Origin of the sequence: Comamonas denitrificans (assembly GCF_017368815.1) — a bacterium.
Lineage (GTDB): Bacteria > Pseudomonadota > Gammaproteobacteria > Burkholderiales > Burkholderiaceae_C > Comamonas > Comamonas denitrificans.
The window spans coordinates 16,725-35,583 of sequence record NZ_JAFNME010000022.1; the positions used below are offsets into that span (position 1 = coordinate 16,725).

Annotated in this window: 12 protein-coding genes and 1 pseudogene; 10 read left to right on the top strand and 3 right to left on the bottom strand. The window is 63.2% G+C overall.

The annotated features are described in order from the left end of the window. Nucleotides 1-445: 445 nt before the first annotated feature. Nucleotides 446-610: pseudogene (locus J1777_RS14355) on the top strand (flagellin); the annotation flags it as partial. Nucleotides 611-624: 14 nt separating this feature from the next. Here J1777_RS14355 and mdeB read toward each other — a convergent pair. Then, complete coding sequence (gene mdeB, locus J1777_RS10370) at nt 625-3,255, bottom strand: alpha-ketoglutarate dehydrogenase (protein ID WP_207575626.1); 2,631 nt, start codon at nt 3,253-3,255, stop codon at nt 625-627. Nucleotides 3,256-3,373: 118 nt separating this feature from the next. Here mdeB and J1777_RS10375 point away from each other — a divergent pair, with 118 nt between their 5' ends. Further along, complete coding sequence (locus tag J1777_RS10375; protein ID WP_207575627.1) at nt 3,374-3,841, top strand: Lrp/AsnC family transcriptional regulator; 468 nt, start codon at nt 3,374-3,376, stop codon at nt 3,839-3,841. 94 nt (nt 3,842-3,935) lie between these two features. Here the strand turns inward: J1777_RS10375 and J1777_RS10380 are convergent, their stop codons facing one another. Together J1777_RS10380 and hyi are read right to left on the bottom strand one after the other, a co-directional pair. Further along, nucleotides 3,936-5,216: a glycerate kinase type-2 family protein gene (locus tag J1777_RS10380; RefSeq protein WP_207575628.1), complete on the bottom strand. Its 1,281-nt coding sequence runs from the start codon at nt 5,214-5,216 to the stop codon at nt 3,936-3,938. A 9-nt stretch (nt 5,217-5,225) separates the two neighbouring features. Next, nucleotides 5,226-6,011: a hydroxypyruvate isomerase gene (gene hyi, locus J1777_RS10385; protein ID WP_207575629.1), complete on the bottom strand. Its 786-nt coding sequence runs from the start codon at nt 6,009-6,011 to the stop codon at nt 5,226-5,228. A 149-nt stretch (nt 6,012-6,160) separates the two neighbouring features. On the opposite strand from hyi, the gene J1777_RS10390 reads away from it, so the two are divergent. The 8 genes from J1777_RS10390 to narI all read left to right on the top strand — a co-directional run bounded on the left by J1777_RS10390 (nt 6,161) and on the right by narI (nt 18,547). Further along, a complete protein-coding gene (locus J1777_RS10390; RefSeq protein WP_207575630.1) occupies nt 6,161-8,044 on the top strand; it encodes a histidine kinase in 1,884 nt (627 codons plus the stop codon). 12 nt (nt 8,045-8,056) lie between these two features. Beyond that, nucleotides 8,057-8,779: a response regulator gene (locus J1777_RS10395; protein ID WP_207575631.1), complete on the top strand. Its 723-nt coding sequence runs from the start codon at nt 8,057-8,059 to the stop codon at nt 8,777-8,779. Between the two features lie 201 nt (nt 8,780-8,980). Then, complete coding sequence (locus J1777_RS10400) at nt 8,981-10,264, top strand: MFS transporter (RefSeq protein WP_207575632.1); 1,284 nt, start codon at nt 8,981-8,983, stop codon at nt 10,262-10,264. A 25-nt stretch (nt 10,265-10,289) separates the two neighbouring features. Beyond that, nucleotides 10,290-11,747, top strand: a complete 1,458-nt coding sequence (locus tag J1777_RS10405; protein ID WP_207575633.1) for an MFS transporter — start codon at nt 10,290-10,292, stop codon at nt 11,745-11,747. A 45-nt stretch (nt 11,748-11,792) separates the two neighbouring features. Further along, nucleotides 11,793-15,581: a nitrate reductase subunit alpha gene (locus tag J1777_RS10410; protein WP_207575634.1), complete on the top strand. Its 3,789-nt coding sequence runs from the start codon at nt 11,793-11,795 to the stop codon at nt 15,579-15,581. Between the two features lie 17 nt (nt 15,582-15,598). Continuing rightward, nucleotides 15,599-17,122: a nitrate reductase subunit beta gene (gene narH / locus J1777_RS10415; protein WP_207575635.1), complete on the top strand. Its 1,524-nt coding sequence runs from the start codon at nt 15,599-15,601 to the stop codon at nt 17,120-17,122. 16 nt (nt 17,123-17,138) lie between these two features. After that, a complete protein-coding gene (gene narJ / locus J1777_RS10420; RefSeq protein ID WP_207575636.1) occupies nt 17,139-17,831 on the top strand; it encodes a nitrate reductase molybdenum cofactor assembly chaperone in 693 nt (230 codons plus the stop codon). Further along, nucleotides 17,828-18,547 carry a respiratory nitrate reductase subunit gamma gene (gene narI / locus J1777_RS10425; RefSeq protein WP_207575637.1) on the top strand — a complete coding sequence of 240 codons (720 nt, stop codon included), beginning with the start codon at nt 17,828-17,830 and terminating at the stop codon, nt 18,545-18,547. The genes narJ and narI overlap by 4 nt, the downstream gene beginning before the upstream one ends. Nucleotides 18,548-18,859 lie beyond the last annotated feature (312 nt).

Here is an 18,859-nt window from a genome sequence, read left to right on the forward strand (position 1 = left end):
GGCGTAAGCTCATGTCGGCGTAGCCGACGTGAAGCTGCGTAGCAGCGTGCTGGAGCCACAACCGCGCAATTTGGCCAAAAGCGTGACGGTGGAGTGAGGGGCAGTACTGCTGCTGGTTTTGTTCGATTGAGGTCTGCTGGCCGGGTTTCGCCCCGGCGGGCGACTGACTTTCTTGCACGCGCAAGAAAGTCAGCAAAGAAAGCGCTGCTGCGCAGGCTTGGGCGCTGTGGAACTCACTTCGCGCCTGCGGCGCTACGTTCAGACAGCCACAGCAAGTCAGACGGGAGGCGCTTTGCGCTATCTAACCGCTGTGCCTTGATGGATGTGCTGTTGTGCAGGGCTTCTTCGCTTGCTACGCAGTTTCAAAAGGTGCAGCCCAGCCAACTGCGTATGCCTATCGTGGCGTTATTTCGCTTGGCGCTCTGCTTCGCTGGCCTGCTGGTCAACCAACCAAAACCTCTCTGCCGCCCGTGGGCGCATCGTGGATGCCGACTTTGCCAAGGAAACCGCCAACCTGGCACGCGTGCAAATCCTGCAACAGGCGGGGATGGCCATGGTGGCCCAGGCCAACCAGATTCCGCAAAACGTCTTGCAGCTGCTGCAAGGCTGACGTACCAGAACGGATTACCCCCTGAGCAGGGCGTGTGCCGTGGCGGCAATGCTGTGCGCATCCACGCCAAACGCCCGGCGCAAGGCGGCCCGGGTGTCGCTGCGGCCAAAGCCGTCGGTGCCCAGGGTGCGGTAGGCGCGGCCTGGGGGTAGGTAGGCCCGCACGGTTTCGGGCACGGCGCGCACGTAGTCGGTGGCGGCCACGATGGGGCCTTGGGTGTGCGCCAGCACCTGGGCCAGCCAGGGTGTGGCGGCACCGTCTGCATGGCCCTCGCAGGCCTGGCCGTCGCGGGCCAGCTCGCTCCAGCTGGTGACGCTGACCACGTGGGCGTTGATGCCCTGGGCGGCCAGTTGCTCGGCCGCTTGCAGCACTTCGGTGAGGATGGCGCCAGAGCCCAGCAGGGTGACGTGTTTTTCGGATGAAATAGCGCCTGAGCCGTTACTGCTATTGCGGAGATAGCTCTTAAAAAGATAAGCGCCGCGCAGCACGCCGGCATGGGCACTGTCCGGCAGGTCGGGCTGGGCGTAGTTTTCGTTCATCGTGGTGAGGTAGTAGAAAACATCGCGCTGCTCGATCAGCATTTCGCGCATGCCGGTGTCGATGATGACGGCCAGCTCCCCGGCAAAGGCCGGGTCGTAGGCCTTGCAGTTGGGGATGGTGGCGGCCACCAGGTGGCTGGTGCCGTCTTGGTGCTGCAGGCCTTCGCCGCCCAGGGTGGTGCGCCCGCTGGTGGCCCCGATCAAAAAGCCCCGGGCGCGTTGGTCGGCAGCAGCCCAGATGGCATCGCCCACGCGCTGAAAGCCAAACATCGAGTAGTAGATGTAAAACGGCAGCATGGCCAGGCCGTGCACGCTGTAGCTGGTGGCCGCCGCCGTCCAGCTGGCCAGGGCACCGGCTTCGCTGATGCCCTCTTCCAGAATTTGCCCATCTTTGGCTTCGCGGTAGGCGAGGATGGAGCCGATGTCTTCGGGCGCGTATTGCTGACCGGCGCTGCTGTAAATGCCCACTTGCTTGAACAAATTGGCCATGCCAAAGGTGCGCGCCTCGTCGGCCACGATGGGCACGATGCGCGGGCCCAGCGTGGCATCTTTGAGCAAATTGGTCAGCAGGCGCACAAAGGCCATGGTGGTGCTCATCTCTTTGCCCTGCGCCGCCAGGGCGAACTGGGCGTACTGCGCCAGCGGCGGCACGGGTACGGTGGCGCACTGGGTTTGGCGCCGGGGCAGGTAGCCGCCCAGTTTGGCCCGCTGGGCGTGCAGGTAGCGCATTTCGGCGCTGTCGGCACCGGGCTGCAAAAACTCCAGGTTCAGCGCCTGTTCGTCGGTCAGGGGCAGGTGAAAGCGGTTGCGAAAGGCGATCAGCTCGGCATCGTCCAGCTTTTTCTGGCTGTGCGTGGTCATCTTGCCCTGGCCGGCGGTGCCCATGCCGTAGCCTTTTTTGGTGTGCGCCAAAATCACCGTGGGTTGGCCCCGGTGCGTGGCGGCAGCGGCGTAGGCGGCATAAATCTTCACCAAATCATGGCCGCCGCGCTTTAAGCGGTCGATTTGCTCGTCGGTCATGCCCTGGGCCAGCTGCTCCAACTCGGGGTGCTGGTGAAAGAAGTGGTCGCGGTTGTAGCGCCCGTCCTTGGCGGCAAAGGTTTGCATTTGCCCATCCACCGTCTCGCCCAGGGTGCGCACCAGGGTGCCGGTCAGGTCGCGGGCGAACAGGCCGTCCCAGTCGCTGCCCCACAGCAGCTTGATCACGTTCCAGCCGCTGCCGGTGAACAGGCGCTCGAGTTCATCGACGATGCGGCCATTGCCACGCACCGGGCCATCCAGGCGCTGCAGGTTGCAATTGACCACCCAGACCAGGTTGTCCAGCCCCTCGCGGGCGGCCAGGGTCAGGGCGCTGGTGCTTTCGGGCTCGTCCATCTCGCCATCGCCAAACACGCCCCAGACTTTGCGGCCTGCGCAATCGAGCAGGCCCCGGTCGGTCAAAAAGTGCATGAAGCGGGCGTGGTAAATGCTGCTGATTGGCCCGATGCCCATCGAGCCGGTGGGAAACTGCCAAAAATCGGGCATGGCCCAGGGGTGCGGATAGCTGCACAGGCCACGGGCCCCGGCGCTGGGGGCGGTGATTTCTTGGCGGAAATGCAGCAAATCCTGCTCGGTCAAAAAGCCTTCCAAAAACGCGCGGGCGTACACGCCAGGGGCGCTGTGCGGCTGGAAAAACACCAAATCGCCCCGGTGCTGACCGGCATCGAGGCCCTCGCGGGCGTGGAAGAAGTGGTTAAAGCCCACCTCAAACAAATCGGCCGCGCTGGCGTAGCTGGCAATGTGGCCGCCCAGCTCGCCATAGGCTTTGTTGGCGCGCACCACCATGGCCAGGGCGTTCCAGCGCATCAGGCTGGCCAGGCGCTCTTCCACCGCCAAATCGCCGGGGAAGGCGGGCTGCGCCGGCGCGGCAATGGTGTTCACGTAGGGGGTGTTCAGCGCCGGTTGCCAGCCCACCTGGGCGCGGTGGGCGGCATCGGCCAGGGTGTCCAGAATGAACCGGGCGCGGGCCGGGCCGTGGGTGGCCACCAGGGCGGTAAAGGCATCGCGCCACTCGGCGGTTTCTTGCCCGTCGGTATCCAGGGCAGCGGGGGCAGGTAAAAGGGCCATGAAATTCTCCAATAATGAGAAAAACTGTAGCAAAAAATCTCCGAAATAGGCTACTGAAAACGCAGTGGCTGCCCTGGTTTGCAGCACAATATGCCGCAAAAAAAAGGATTGAAAGCATATGAAGCTGGATAGCACCGATTTGCGTATTTTGGCGGCGTTGCAGGCCGATGGCGCTTTGTCCAATGTGGAGCTGGCCCGGCGCGTGCATTTGTCGCCCTCGCCCTGTCTCACGCGGGTCAAAGCCCTGGAGGCCGCCGGGGTGATCGAGCGCTATGTGGCCCTGGTCAATGCCAAAAACTTGGGGCTGGGGCTGAACGTGTTCATCAGCATCAGCCTGAAAACCCAAAGCAAGGAGGTGCTGGCCGACTTTGAGCGGCGCATCGCCGAGCATGACGAGGTGATGGAGTGCTATTTGATGAGCGGCGATTCGGATTACCTGATCCGGGTGGCCTTGCCCGATATTGCCGCGCTAGAGCGCTTTATCTTGGAGCAGCTCACGCCGATTGCGGACATTGAAAAAATTCGCTCCAGCTTTGCCTTGAAGCAGGTGCGCTACAAGACGGCGCTACCGCTGGCGCATCTTTAAGAATGTGATAGCGCTTCCCGCAGGGATACCTAGAAAAATATAAAAAAACGCCTTTATTTTGTTATATATAAAGCGCCAATAGCTATTGATTTGGTTATTTGTTCAAGATCAGAATCGCCCGGAAATCATTCACATTGGTCAGCGTTGGCCCCGTCACCACACTGGCCCCCAGGGCTTGAAAAAAGCGGTGCGCATCGTGGCCGTCCAAGTGGGCCAAGGGGCTGAGGCCCTGGGCAAAAGCCTGCGCCAAGGTGTGCGGCCCGCTGCAGGCCCCGGCAATCTCGGCCCCGCCATCCACCCCATCGGTATCGCCCATCAGGGCATGGATGCGCGGATGCCCCCGCGTGGCCAGGGTAAAGGCCAGCAGGCATTCGACATTGCGCCCACCCAGGCCCGCCGTTTGCGGGGTGCTGCGCAGGGTGACGGTGGTTTCTCCGCCGCTCAGCAGCACACACGGCGGCTGAAAAGGCTGGCCACGCTGGGCCACTTGCAAGGCCAGGGCGGCGAGCACTTGGCCCACATCGCGGGCCTCGCCCTCGATGGCATCGCTCAGGATGTGGCAGGCAATGCCGTGCTGCTGCGCCACCCGGGCGGCCGCTTCCAGGGCCTGCTGGGGCGCGGCAATGAGGTGGGTGCGGGCGGTGGCCAGGCGCGGGTCGTTCGGTTTGATGGATTCGCCCGCGCCGCTTTCCAGTGCGGCCAGCACCGGGGGCGGCAGCTGCAGGCCATAGCGCTGCACGATGGCCAGCGCATCGGCGCAGGTGCTGGCATCGCCCACGGTGGGGCCAGAGGCAATGTCGGCCGGGTGGTCGCCCGGCACATCCGACAGCAGCAGGGTGATGACCCGGGCCGGGTGGCAGGCGGCGGCCAGGCGGCCGCCTTTGATGGCCGAAAGGTGGCGGCGCACGGTGTTCATCTCGCCAATGCTGGCCCCGCTGGCCAGCAAGGCGCGGTTGATGGCCTGCTTGTCCTGTAGCGTGATGCCCGGCAGCGGCAAAGGCAGCAGGGCCGAGCCGCCGCCCGAAATCAGCGCCAGCACCACATCGTCGGCCGTCAGGCCCTCGGCCAGGGCCAGCATGCGCTGGGCGGCGTGCAGCCCGGCGGCATCGGGCACAGGGTGGGCGGCTTGCACCACTTCAATGCGCTGGCACGGCACTTGGTAGCCGTAGCGGGTGACGACCAGGCCACTTAGAAGCCCGGGCCAGTGCTGCTCGACCACCTGGGCCATGGCGGCCGAGGCTTTGCCTGCGCCCAGGACGACCAAGCGGCCTTTAACCTCCTCAGGCCGGGGCAAATAGGGCGGCACGCACTGCGCGGGCTGGGCGCTGGCGATGGCGGCGGCGAACAGGTGCTGGAGCAGGTCAGGCGGCGGCATGGGGAGCTTTCAGGGGGTTTGCAAAAAATTTTTCAACCATACCAGCCCGGCCTGGGTATCGCCCAGGGGGTGGTATTCGCAGCCGACCCAGCCCTGGTAGCCGATGGCATCCAGGTGGCGCAGCAAAAAGGGGTAGTTGATCTCGCCCGTGCCCGGCTCGTGGCGGCCTGGGGTATCGGCAATTTGGATGTGGCCAATGTGCGGCAGCAGGCGCTGCAAGGTGGTGGCCAGTTCGCCCTCCATGCGCTGCATGTGGTAGATGTCGTACTGCAGCTGCAGGTTGGGGTGGGCCACGGCGTGCAGCACGTCCAGGGCCTGGGCGCTGCGGTGCAAGTAGAAGCCGGGCATGTCCACGGTGTTGATCATCTCCACCACCAGGCCGATGCCGTGCTGAGCCAGGGCCTCGGCGGCAAAGCGCAGATTGGCCACCAGGGTGTGGCGCACCAGCACCGGATCGGTATCGGCGGGGGTGCAGCCGGCCAGGCAATTGAGGCGCGGCACCTGCAGTGCGCTGGCGTAGGCGATGGCTTGGGCCACGCTGTCGCGAAATTCTTCTATGCGATCGGGGTGGCAGGCAATGCCCCGGTCACCGGCCGCCCAGTCCCCCGGGGGCAGGTTGTGCAGCACCACATGCACCTTGCTGTGGGCGATGGCATCGCGCAGGTCGGCGATGGCAAAAGCGTAGGGAAACATGAACTCCACTGCGCTAAATCCGGCCTGGGCGGCGGCGGCAAAGCGCTGCAAAAAGGGGCGCTCAGGAAACAGCATGCTCAGGTTGGCACTGAATTGCGGCATAGGAAAAATATTTTCAGTACAAAAAAGTGGCCCAAGCTTAGCGGGGTTGGGGCTGGGTTGGGGACAATGCACAGCGCCAGCGTGCTGCGCTTTTGCGCTGTTGTTCATTTTCCACTTCTCTGGCGCACGCCGTGCGCAAGGTGCCGCCCATGTTTCGTTTGCTGTCGCTGTCGGCCAAGATCAAAGCCGTGAGCTTGGTGTTCTTGCTGGCCGGGTTGGCCTCGGTCAGCATTACTTTGTGGGTGACCTGGCAGCTCGAAGGCGGCGCGGCGGCGGTGAATGAGGCGGGGCGTTTGCGCATGCAGGTGTTTCGCATGCAGCTATCGTTTCAAAACCATGAGCAGCATGTGCTTGACCAGGGCAATGCGCGGTTTACCGCCAGCCTGCAGTTGCTGCGCGAGGGCGATCCGTCGCGGCCTTTGCAAATTTTATGGACACCGCCGCTGCGCGCGCAGTTTGCCCGCATCGAAGAGGGCTGGCAGCACCTGAGCCGCATGCAAACGGCGGCCACCTTGCCCGAGTTTCGCGCCCAGGGCGATGCCCTGGTGCAGGTGATTGATGACTTGGTGACGTTGCTGGAGCGGGAGATGGTGCGCTGGACGGCGGGCCTGCACCTGTTCCAGCTGATGATGGTGGCGCTGGTGATTGGGGCGACCATCGTGTTCTGGATGATGAGTTACTGGGAGGTGCTCTACCCCCTGGAGCGCCTGGAAGGCGGCATGGCCCATATCCGCCAGGGGCAGCTGCAAACGCGCTTGCAGCTGGAGTCGGGCGGGGAGTTTGGCCGCGTGGCCTCGGGCTTTAACCTGATGGCCGCTTCGCTGCAATCGGCCCGGGAGAATCTGGAATTCAAAGTGCGCGAGAAAACCGCCAGCCTGCAGGCCCAGCATGCCCAGTTGCAGGCGCTGTACACCGTCAGCGCCCAAATGGCCGAGGCCGACAACCTGCAGACGCTGGCCCAGGGCTTTGTCCACCAAGTGCGTGCCAGCGTGCAGGCCGATGCCGTGGCGGTGCGCTGGTCGGACGAGGCCAATGAGCGCTACGTGCTGCTGGCCAGCGAGGGCCTGCCGCCCAGTCTGAGCACCCAAGAGCATTGCCTGCCCACGGGCGCGTGCATTTGTGCGCCGCCCAAAGAGGGGGCCAAAGCGCGGGTGATTCGCCTGCACACGGACGAGGTCGTCACCCTGCCCCATTGCCGCGAGGCTGGCTACGTCACCTTGGTGGGGGTGCCGCTGCGCCACCAGCAGCGCCTTCTGGGCGAGGTGAATTTGTACTTTGTGCAAGAGCAAACCCTGACCCCCGAAACCCATGCCCTGCTCACTGCCATGGCCGAGCACTTGGCCAGTGCGATGGAGAGCCTGCGCGTCACGGCCCTGGAGCGCGAGGCCGCCGTGGCGCAAGAGCGCAGCCTGATTGCCCGCGAGTTGCACGATTCGATTGCCCAATCGCTGGCATTTTTAAAAATCCAAACCCAGCTGCTGCGCGATGCCATTGCCAAAGGCAACACCGCCGCCCGCGACCGCAGCGTGAGTGAATTGGAGGTGGGCGTGCGCGAGTGCTACGCCGATGTGCGCGAGCTGCTGGTGCACTTTCGCACCCGCACCAGCGATGAAGACATTGGCCATGCCCTGCGCTCCACCTTGTCCAAGTTTGAGCACCAAACCGGCCTGAAAGGGGCGCTCATCATGGGCGGTGCCGAAGGCCTGCCGCTGCCCCCCGATGTGCAAGTGCAGGTGCTGCACATCGTGCAAGAGGCGCTGTCCAACATCCGCAAGCACGCCCAGGCCACCCAGGTCACGGTCAGCGTGCAGCGCCATCCGGTGTGGACTTTCAGCATTACCGACAATGGCTGCGGCTTTGCCTCGCAAGAAGTGGCACCAGATTCTTTGCACGTGGGCCTGGGAATAATGAAGGAGCGCGCTGCGCGTATCCATGCTGATTTACAGGTGATTTCCACCCCCGGAACGGGTACTACCGTGCGCTTGCAGCTCCCATCTTTAGCCGCTTTGCCCGCCTTGGGCGACCCCCTTTGATTTTTGACCGCCATGCCTGCTTACCTTGACCCGATCACCGTTTTTGTTGTCGATGACCACACCTTGTTTCGCCGGGGGCTGATGGCCTTGATTGGGCAGGATGCCGGGCTGCAGGTGATTGGCGATGCCAGCGATGCCAGCGAGGCGCTGCGCCAAGTGCCACAGCTGCAGCCGCAGGTCATCTTGCTGGACAACCACCTGCCCGGCGTGCTGGGGGTGGATGCCATTGCCGGGCTGCGCCAGGCCAGCCCCACCAGCCGGGTGGTGATGCTCACGGTGAGTGAAGACGGGCAGGACCTGGCCACGGCGCTGCGCAATGGGGCGCAGGGCTATTTGCTCAAAACCATGGATGGCGAACTGCTTTTTGAAGCCATCCGCCGCGCGGCGCGGGGCGAGCCGGTGGTCAGCCCCGAGCTGCTGGGCAAGCTGGTGACCGCCTTTCAAAGCCAAGGGGCCCCCGAACCCGCCGCCGTGGCCGAGGGGGCGCAGGGCACACCGGCCGCAGCGGCTTCGCCTTCGCCTTCGCCTTCGCCTTCGCCTTCGCCTTTGTCGCCGCGCGAAGAGGAGGTGCTGCGCGAAATTGCCCAGGGTGCGAGCAACAAGGAAATTGCCCGGCGGCTGGATATTGCCGAAACCACGGTGAAGATTCACGTGCAGCACATTTTGCGCAAGCTGGGCCTGTCTTCGCGGGTGCAGGCGGCGGTGTACGCCTCTGACCGCATACGCAGTGAATAATTGATAGCTGCATCCGCTTTACACATAAGCAGTTAAAGCGGTTTTTATTGAAAAATTAATTCCAAGGGACTACTCCTTTGGAACGAGGGTACCTGCAGTCCTATCGTTCTTTTGCCTTGCCTTTTAGCCCCACTGGCGGATAGGCAGCGCCAGGGCGAACGGGGAGGATGCAGGCCATTGCTGCTCTACCGGATTTTTGCAATGGCCTTCGCTTCTACCCCTTCTGTCAGTGCTGAGCGTTACAGCCGCCAGGCTTGGTCGGTGCTGATTGCCAGCACCTTGGCGTTTACCGTGTGCTTCATGGTCTGGATGATGTTTGCCGTGGTGGGCATCCCGATCAAGCAGATGCTCGACCTGAACGCCACCGAGTTCGGCCTGCTCATGGCCATGCCGGTGTTAAGCGGCTCTTTGGTGCGCGTTCCGCTGGGCATTTGGACGGACAGGTTCGGTGGCCGCATCGTCATGGCGGCGCTGCTGGCGATCACCGTGCCGGCGATTTGGGCGATTTCTTTTGCCACGCAGTTTTGGCATTTTTTGGCCATTGGCTTGGTGCTGGGGCTGGCGGGGGGCGCGTTCTCGGTGGGCACGCCCTATGTGGCCCGCTGGTTTCCCAAAGAGCGCCAGGGCATGGCCATGGGTGTGTTTGGGGCGGGCAACTCGGGCGCGGCGGTGAACAAGTTTGTCGCGCCGGTGATTTTGGTGGCCTTTGGCTGGAAGGCCGTGCCGCATGTGTACGCGGCCATCATGCTGGCGGCGCTGGTGGTGTTTTGGCTGATGAGCCACAGCGATCCGCGCCACCTGGTGCCCAGCCATGTCAAGTTTTCGGACCAGCTCAAGCTGCTGAAAGACCCGCGCGTGCTCAAGTACTGCCAGTACTACAGCATCGTTTTTGGGGGCTACGTGGCGCTGGCGCTGTGGATGGTGCAGTACTACGTGGGCGAATACGGGCTGGACATCCGCGTGGCCGCGCTGCTGGCGGCGTGTTTTTCGCTGCCCGGCGGTGTGTTGCGGGCCATCGGCGGGGTGCTGTCGGACAAATACGGTGCCCACAGCGTCACCTGGTGGGTGATGTGGGTGTGCTGGATTTGCTTGTTTTTGCTCTCTTACCCGCAGACGCAATTCACCATCCAAACCGTCAGCGGCGCCACCACCTTCCACCTCGGGCTGAACGTGTACGCCTTCACCGCCATCATGGCCGTGCTGGGGGTGGCGATGGCCTTTGGCAAGGCCAGCGTGTTCAAGTACATCAGCGACGACTACCCCGGCAACATCGGTGCCATCAGCGGCATTGTGGGGTTGGCCGGTGGTTTGGGCGGTTTTATCTTGCCGATTTTCTTTGGCGCTTTGCTCGATTGGACGGGCATTCGCTCCAGCGCTTTCATGCTCATGTACGGCGTGGTGTGGGTGTCGCTGATCTGGATGTATTTCACCGAGGTGCGCCGCACCAACGTCATGACTGCCCCGGCAGATCACCCCTCCCACTGATGCCCTTGCCCGGAGCCCGCATCCTATGACTTCCCCCACCCCCATCCAGCCCGCCACCCGCGCCGGGCGCACGCTCACCCTGTGGACCCCGGAGGACAAAGCCTTCTGGGAGCGCGAGGGCGAGGCGATTGCCAAGCTCAACCTGTGGATCTCGGTGCCCGCGCTGTTTCTGGCCTTTGCCGTCTGGCAGGTCTGGAGCGTGGTGGCCGTGAACCTGCCGGCACTGGGCTTTAAGTATTCGACCAACCAGCTGTTTTGGCTGGCCGCCGCCCCGGCGCTGTCGGGGGCGACGCTGCGCATTTTTTACTCATTCATGGTGCCCATCGTCGGCGGGCGGCGCTGGACGGCGCTGTCCACCGCCTCGCTGCTTATTCCCATGCTGGGCATTGGCTTTGCCATTCAAGACCCCAGCACCAGCTACCCGACCATGCTCATCTTGGCGCTGCTGTGCGGCTTTGGCGGGGGCAATTTCAGCTCCAGCATGTCCAACATCAGCTTCTTTTTTCCCAAAGAGCGCAAAGGCTCGGCCCTGGGCGTGAACGCGGGGCTGGGCAATTTGGGTGTGTCGGTGGTGCAGTTTTTAAGCCCGCTGGTGATTTCGCTGGGCATCTTCGGCGTGCTCGGTGGCGATGCCCAGGTGATGGTGCGCAACGGCGAGCCGCAGCACGTCTGGGCGCAAAACGCCGCCTTCATCTGGGTGCCATGGATAGCTATTGCCGCTGTGGCTGCTTGGTTTGGCATGCATGACATTGCCGATGCCAAGGCCAGCTTTGCGGCGCAAGCTACGATTTTTAAGAACAAGCACAACTGGCTGATGTGCCTGCTCTACCTGGGCACCTTTGGCTCGTTCATTGGTTTTGCCGCTGGGTTTCCGCTGCTGATGAAGGCGCTGTTCCCCGGCATCAACCCCTTGGCCTACGCCTGGATGGGGCCGCTGGTGGGGGCGCTGTCGCGGCCCTTTGGCGGCTGGCTGGCCGACAAGATCGGCGGCGGCGTGGTCACGCTGTGGAACTTTGTCGTCATGGTGCTGGCCGTGCTGGGCGTGCTGTATTTCTTGCCCAAAGGGGCCACGGGCTACGCCCTGCCGTTTGGCCCGCAGGAGGGCAGTTTTATCGGCTTCTTTCTGATGTTTCTGGTGCTGTTTCTGACTACCGGGGTGGGCAATGGCTCGACCTTTCGCATGATTCCGGTGATTTTTCTCACGCAAAAACTGCGCGCCATCACCGCACGCGGCCAGGGCAACGATGCTGCCGCCCGGGCCCAGGCCATCAAAGAGGGCAACACCGAAGGGGCCGCGGCCGTCGGCTTTGCCGGGGCGCTGGGCGCGTATGGCGGGTTTTTTATTCCGAAAAGTTACGGCAGCTCGATTGAGGCCACCGGCGGCCCCGAGTTTGCGCTGTGGATGTTTGTCGCTTTTTACCTGCTGTGCGTGGTGGTGACGTGGTGGTGCTACGCCCGCAAAAACGCTGAGATGCCTTGCTGACGTCTCCTTTCGCCCATTTTTTCTTCGATTTTCAAGGAGCCCTCGATGAGTCATTTACTCGACCGCCTGACGTATTTTTCGCAAGCCCGCGAAGAATTCTCCGATGGCCACGGCCAGACCAATGGTGAAGACCGCACCTGGGAAGACGCTTACCGCGACCGCTGGGCGCACGACAAGATCGTGCGCTCCACCCACGGCGTGAACTGCACGGGCAGTTGCAGCTGGAAGATTTATGTCAAGGGCGGCATCGTCACCTGGGAAACCCAGCAGACCGATTACCCGCGCACCCGCCCCGACCTGCCCAACCACGAGCCGCGCGGCTGCGCCCGGGGCGCGTCGTACAGCTGGTATTTGTATTCGGCCAACCGCGTGAAATACCCCCTGGTGCGCGGCCGCCTCTTGAAGCACTGGCGCGCGGCGCTGGCCGTGGCCAACAGCCCGGTCGATGCCTGGGCCGCCATCGTGCAAAACCAGGAGGCCCGCCAGGAATGGCAAAAGCAGCGCGGCCTGGGCGGCTTTGTGCGCAGCACCTGGGACGAGGTGAACCAGATGATTGCTGCGGCCAACGTGTACACCATCAAGCAGCATGGCCCGGATCGCATCATTGGTTTTTCGCCCATCCCGGCGATGTCGATGATTTCCTATGCCGCCGGCAGCCGCTACCTGAACCTGATCGGCGGCGTGCCAATGAGTTTTTACGACTGGTATTGCGACCTGCCGCCGTCCAGCCCGCAGGTGTGGGGCGAGCAGACCGACGTGCCCGAATCGGCCGATTGGTACAACTCCAACTTCATCATCGCCTGGGGCTCCAACATCCCGCAGACGCGCACGCCGGATGCCCACTTCTTTACCGAGGTGCGCTACAAGGGGGCCAAGGTGGTGGCCGTCACGCCCGACTATTCCGAAGTGGCCAAGCTGGCCGACCTGTGGATGCACCCCAAGCAGGGCACGGATGCGGCGGTGGCCATGGCCATGGGCCATGTCATCTTGAAAGAGTTCTACTTCGCCAAGCGCAGCAGCTACTTTGACGACTACGCGCGCCGCTACACCGACCTGCCACTGCTGGTCGTGCTGGAAGACAAAACCCTGCCCGATGGCCGCGTGGTCAAGGTGCCGGGCCGCTACGTGCGGGCCAGCGACTTTGTCGGCCAACTGGGCCAGGCCAACCACCCGGACTGGAAAACCGTGGCCTACAACGTCGATGGCCAGGTGGCGCTGCCCAATGGCTCGATCGGTTTCCGCTGGGGCCAAGACGGGCGCGACGACCAAGGGCTGTGGAACCTGGAGAACAAAGATGCCCGCCAGGGCAACACCGTCAAGCTCAAGCTCTCGGTGCTGGAAGACGGGGCGCAAGCGCACGAGATCACCGATGTGGCCTTCCCCTACTTTGGCGGGATTGATACCCCCAACTTCAACGCCAACGACCAGGGCAACGATGTAATGCTGCGCCGCGTGCCCATTACTTATTTGGATTTAAACGGAGAAGGCGTTGCTGGGCGTGTGGCAGTAGCTACGGTTTTTGATTTGCAAGTGGCCAACTACGGGGTGAACCGGGGCCTGGAGGGCGAGGGTGCCGACGGCGGCTACGATGCCAACGCCCCCTACACCCCGGCCTGGCAAGAGCGCATCACCGGCGTGCCGCGCGAGCAAATCATCACCATTGCCCGCCAGTTTGCCGACAACGCGGACAAGACCCACGGCAAGTCCATGGTCATCATTGGCGCGGCCATGAACCACTGGTACCACTGCGACATGAACTACCGGGGCATCATCAACATGCTGATGATGTGCGGCTGCATCGGCCAATCGGGCGGCGGCTGGTCGCACTACGTGGGCCAGGAAAAATTGCGCCCGCAAACCGGCTGGACGGCGCTGGCCTTTGCGCTGGACTGGATTCGCCCGCCGCGCCAGCAAAACTCCACCAGCTTCTTTTACGCCCACACCGACCAGTGGCGCTACGAAAAACTGGGCGTGGAAGAAGTGCTCTCGCCCCTGGCCGACAAGGCCGCCTACCAGGGCAGCATGATCGACTTCAACGTGCGCTCCGAGCGCATGGGCTGGCTGCCCAGCGCCCCGCAGCTGGAGATCAACCCGCTGCAAGTCGTCAAAGACGCGGCCGCCAAAGGCGTGGATGCCAAAGACCACGTGGTGCAGGGGCTGAAAGACGGCAGCATCAAACTCAGCTGCGAAGACCCGGACAACCCGCTGAACTGGCCGCGCAACATGTTTGTCTGGCGCTCCAACATCCTGGGCAGCTCGGGCAAAGGGCATGAATACTTCCTCAAGCACCTGCTGGGCACCACCCACGGCGTGCAGGGCAAGGATTTGGGTAAGGACGAGGCCAAGCCCATGGAAGTGCAATGGCACGACAAAGCGCCCGAAGGCAAGCTCGATTTGCTGGTGACGCTGGACTTTCGCATGAGCACCACCTGCCTGTATTCGGACATCGTGCTGCCCACGGCCACCTGGTACGAGAAGAACGACCTCAACACCAGCGACATGCACCCCTTCATCCACCCGCTGTCGGCGGCCGTGGATCCGGCCTGGCAGGCGCGCAGCGACTGGGAGATTTACAAAGGCTTTGCCAAAGCCTTCAGCGAAGTGTGCGTTGGCCACCTGGGCGTGGAAAAAGAGGTGGTGCTCACCCCCATCATGCACGACACCGCCGGCGAGCTGGCCCAGCCCTTTGATGTGAAAGACTGGAAGAAGGGCGAGATCGACCTGATTCCCGGCGTGACCGCGCCGCAAATCACCGTGGTCGAGCGCGACTACCCCAACACTTTCAAGCGCTTTACCGCCCTGGGCCCGTTGCTGGACAAGGTGGGCAACGGTGGCAAAGGCATTGGCTGGAACACGCAGACCGAGGTGGAGCAGCTGGGCGACTTGAATGGCCGCGTGCGCGAAGAAGGCGTGACGCAGGGCCGCCCGAAAATTGTCACCGACATTGATGCCACCGAGGTGGTGCTGCAACTGGCGCCCGAGACCAACGGCCACGTGGCCTGCAAGGCCTGGGAGGCGCTGGGCAAGCAAACCGGGCGCGACCACGTCCACCTGGCGCTGCACCGCGAGGACGAGAAAATCCGTTTCCGCGACATCCAGGCGCAGCCGCGCAAGATCATCAGCTCGCCCACCTGGAGCGGGCTGGAGAGCGAGAAGGTCAGCTACAACGCCGGCTACACCAACGTGCATGAGCTGATTCCATGGCGCACCCTGACGGGCCGCCAGCAGTTCTACCAAGACCACCCCTGGATGCGCGACTTTGGCGAGGGCTTTGTCAGCTACCGCCCGCCGGTACACCTCAAGGCCCTGCACGAGGTGCAAGGCAAGATGCCCAACGGCAACCCCGAGATTGCGCTGAACTTCATCACCCCGCACCAGAAATGGGGCATCCACAGCACCTACAGCGACAACCTGCACATGCTCACCCTCAACCGGGGCGGCCCGGTGATCTGGCTGAGTGAAGACGATGCCAAGCGCGGCGGCATTGTCGATAACGACTGGGTCGAGCTGTTCAACGCCAACGGCGCGATTGCCGCCCGGGCCGTGGTCAGCCAGCGGGTGAACAACGGCATGGTGCTGATGTACCACGCGCAGGAAAAGATCATCAACACCCCCGGCTCGGAAATCACCGGCACGCGCGGCGGCATCCACAACTCGGTCACCCGGGTGGTCTTGAAGCCCACGCACATGATTGGCGGCTACGCGCAGTACAGCTACGGCTTTAACTACTACGGAACGATTGGCACCAACCGCGACGAGTTCGTGCTGGTGCGCAAGATGCGCCGCGTCGATTGGCTGGATGCTGAAACCGAAGCAGCGGCCCAACACGCCTGAAAAAGAAGGAGAACACAATGAAAATTCGTGCCCAAATCGGCATGGTGCTGAACCTGGACAAGTGCATTGGCTGCCACACCTGCTCGGTCACCTGCAAAAACGTCTGGACCAGCCGCCCCGGCGTGGAATACGCCTGGTTCAACAACGTTGAGACCAAGCCCGGCATCGGCTACCCCAAAGAGTGGGAGAACCAGGACAAATGGAACGGCGGCTGGAGCCGCCACGCCGATGGCTCCATCACCCCGCGCCAGGGCGGCAAGTGGAAGATGCTGATGAAGATCTTTGCCAACCCCAACCTGCCGCAGATTGACGACTACTACGAGCCCTTCACCTTCGACTACGACCACCTGCAGTCGGCCCCCGAGATGAAGGCCGCCCCCACCGCCCGCCCGCGCAGCCTGATCACCGGCCAGCGCATGGAAAAAATCGAGTGGGGCCCGAACTGGGAGGAAATCCTGGGCGGCGAGTTCGCCAAGCGCAGCATCGACGTGAACTTCGAGCAGGTGCAAAAGGAGATGTACGGCCAGTTCGAGAACACCTTCATGATGTACCTGCCGCGCCTGTGCGAGCACTGCCTGAACCCGGCGTGCGTGGCCTCGTGCCCCAGCGGCTCGATCTACAAGCGCGAGGAGGACGGCATTGTGCTGATCGACCAGGACAAATGCCGGGGCTGGCGCATGTGCGTGAGCGGCTGCCCGTACAAGAAGATCTACTACAACTGGCAAACCGGCAAGGCCGAGAAGTGCATCTTCTGCTACCCGCGCATCGAGGCGGGCCAGCCCACCGTGTGCAGCGAGACCTGCGTGGGCCGCATCCGCTACCTGGGCGTGCTGCTGTACGACGCCGACCGCATCCAGGAAGCCGCCAGCGTGGAGCGCGACCGCGACCTGTACCAGGCGCAGCTGGACATCTTCCTTGACCCCCACGACCCGGCGGTGATTGCCCAGGCCAAGCGCGATGGCATTGCCGACAACTGGATTGAAGCGGCGCAGAAAAGCCCGGTGTACAAGATGGCCGTCGATTGGAAAATCGCCCTGCCGCTGCACCCCGAATACCGCACCCTGCCCATGGTGTGGTACGTGCCGCCGCTGTCGCCCATCACCTCGGCGGCCAATGCGGGCCACCTGGGCGTGAATGGCGAGATTCCAGACGTAGGCCAGCTGCGCATTCCCGTGCAGTACCTGGCCAACCTGCTCACCGCCGGCGACACCGCCCCGGTCATTCGGGCGCTGGAGCGCATGCTGGCCATGCGCTCTTACCAACGCAGCGTCCACGTGGACAAGGTGCAAAACCTGGCCGTGCTCAAACAAGTGGGCCTGACCGCGCACGACGTGCAGGACATGTACCAGGTGATGGCCATTGCCAACTACGAAGACCGCTTCGTCATCCCCAGCACGCACCGCGAGTACGCCGAAAACGCCTTCGACATCCGGGGCGGCTGCGGTTTCTCGTTTGGCAATGGCTGCTCGGACGGCTCCACCCCGGTGAGCATCTTTGGCAGCAAGAAAAAGCGCACCGTGCCCATCAAGGCCACGGTGTAGGAAAGGAGCGGTAACCATGTTGAAAACCACCTCGACCCCGGCCAGCCTGCGCATCACCTTGCGCGTGCTGGCCCGGCTGCTGGACTACCCCGATGCCCAGCTGCGCCCGCAAGTGGGCGAGCTGCTGCAGGCCCTGGCCGAAGAGAACGTGCTGGGCAAAGACCGCCTGGCCGAGCTGCACGCCCTGGGCCGCCAGCTGGCGCAGCACGATATGTACGCCCTGCAAGAGCGCTATGTGGAAACCTTTGACCGGGGGCGGCAGACCTCGCTGCACCTGTTTGAGCACATCCACGGCGATTCGCGCGAGCGCGGCCCGGCGCTGCTGGATTTGGCACAAACCTACGAGAAAGCCGGTTTGCTGTTCAACGCCCCCGAGCTGCCCGACCACCTGGGCGTGGTGCTGGAGTTCGCCTCCACCCAGCCCGCCGCGCTGGCGCGCGAGTTTCTGGGCGAGATGACGCACATCCTGAACGCCCTGTTCACCGCCTTGCTGCAGCGCCAAAGCCCCTACGCCAGCGTGATTGCCGCCATCTTGGAGGCAGCGGGCGAAAAAGCCCAGGCCGTGCCCCTGGCCCCCGAGCCGGACATGGACGAGGCCTGGGCCGAACCCGAGCCCTTTGACGGCTGCACCAACCAAGGGCAAAACCGCCCCAGCCCGCAAACGGTGCGCAAAACACGTTCTCAATCTTCCCAAGGAGTTGCGCCATGACCGCCTGGCTTGATCACTTTTTGTTCGGCCTGTACCCCTACATCTGTCTGGCCGTGTTCTTTATTGGCAGCTGGATTCGCTTTGACCGCGACCAGTACACCTGGAAAAGCGACTCTTCGCAGCTGCTGCGCCGGGGCAGCCTGCGCTGGGGCAGCAACCTGTTTCACATTGGTGTGCTGTTTTTGTTCTTCGGCCACACCGTGGGCATGCTCACCCCGCACTTTATGTACGAAGCCTTTATTAGCGCGGGCGACAAGCAGCTGATGGCCATCGTCAGCGGCGGCATTGCCGGGCTGCTGGCCTTCATTGGTGTGAGCCTGCTGCTGCACCGGCGACTGACCGACGCACGCATCCGCGCTACCAGCAAGACCAGCGACATCCTGCTGCTGTGGCTGCTGTGGGTGCAACTGGCGCTGGGGCTGGCGACGCTACCGCTGTCGGCCCAGCACCTGGATGGCTCGGTCATGATGCAGCTGGCCGGCTGGGCGCAGTCCATCGTCACCTTCCAAAGCAATGCCGTCGGGCTGTTGGCGGGCGTGAGCTGGGTGTTCAAACTGCACATGGCGCTGGGCATGACGGTGTTTTTGATCTTCCCCTTCACCCGCCTGGTGCATGTGTGGAGCGGCTTTGGCACCTTGGCCTACATCGCCCGGCCGTACCAACTGGTGCGGGCGCGGCGGTTGAATGTGCCCACAGGCCAGAACCAGCCCCGCTAAGGAGAGAAGCCGTGCACACCGGAACCGTTTCTGAAGCTGCGCAGCAAGCGAAGAAACTTTCCGCTCCAGCGCATCCGTCCGGGCACAGCGGCCAGCACAGGCAAGCCGCTTCCCGTCTGACTCACCGCAGTTGTTTGAGCGCAGCGCCGCAGGCGCGAAGCGAGTTCTGCGGTGCCCCAGCTGCGCCAGCACGCTTTCTTTGCCTCCTTTCTTGCGCGGGCAAGAAAGGAGGTCGCCCGCCGGGGCGAGACCCGGCCAGCGGAACCAACAATCCGCAAGACCGCATTGTTCGTAAATACTTTTAAAGAGAAG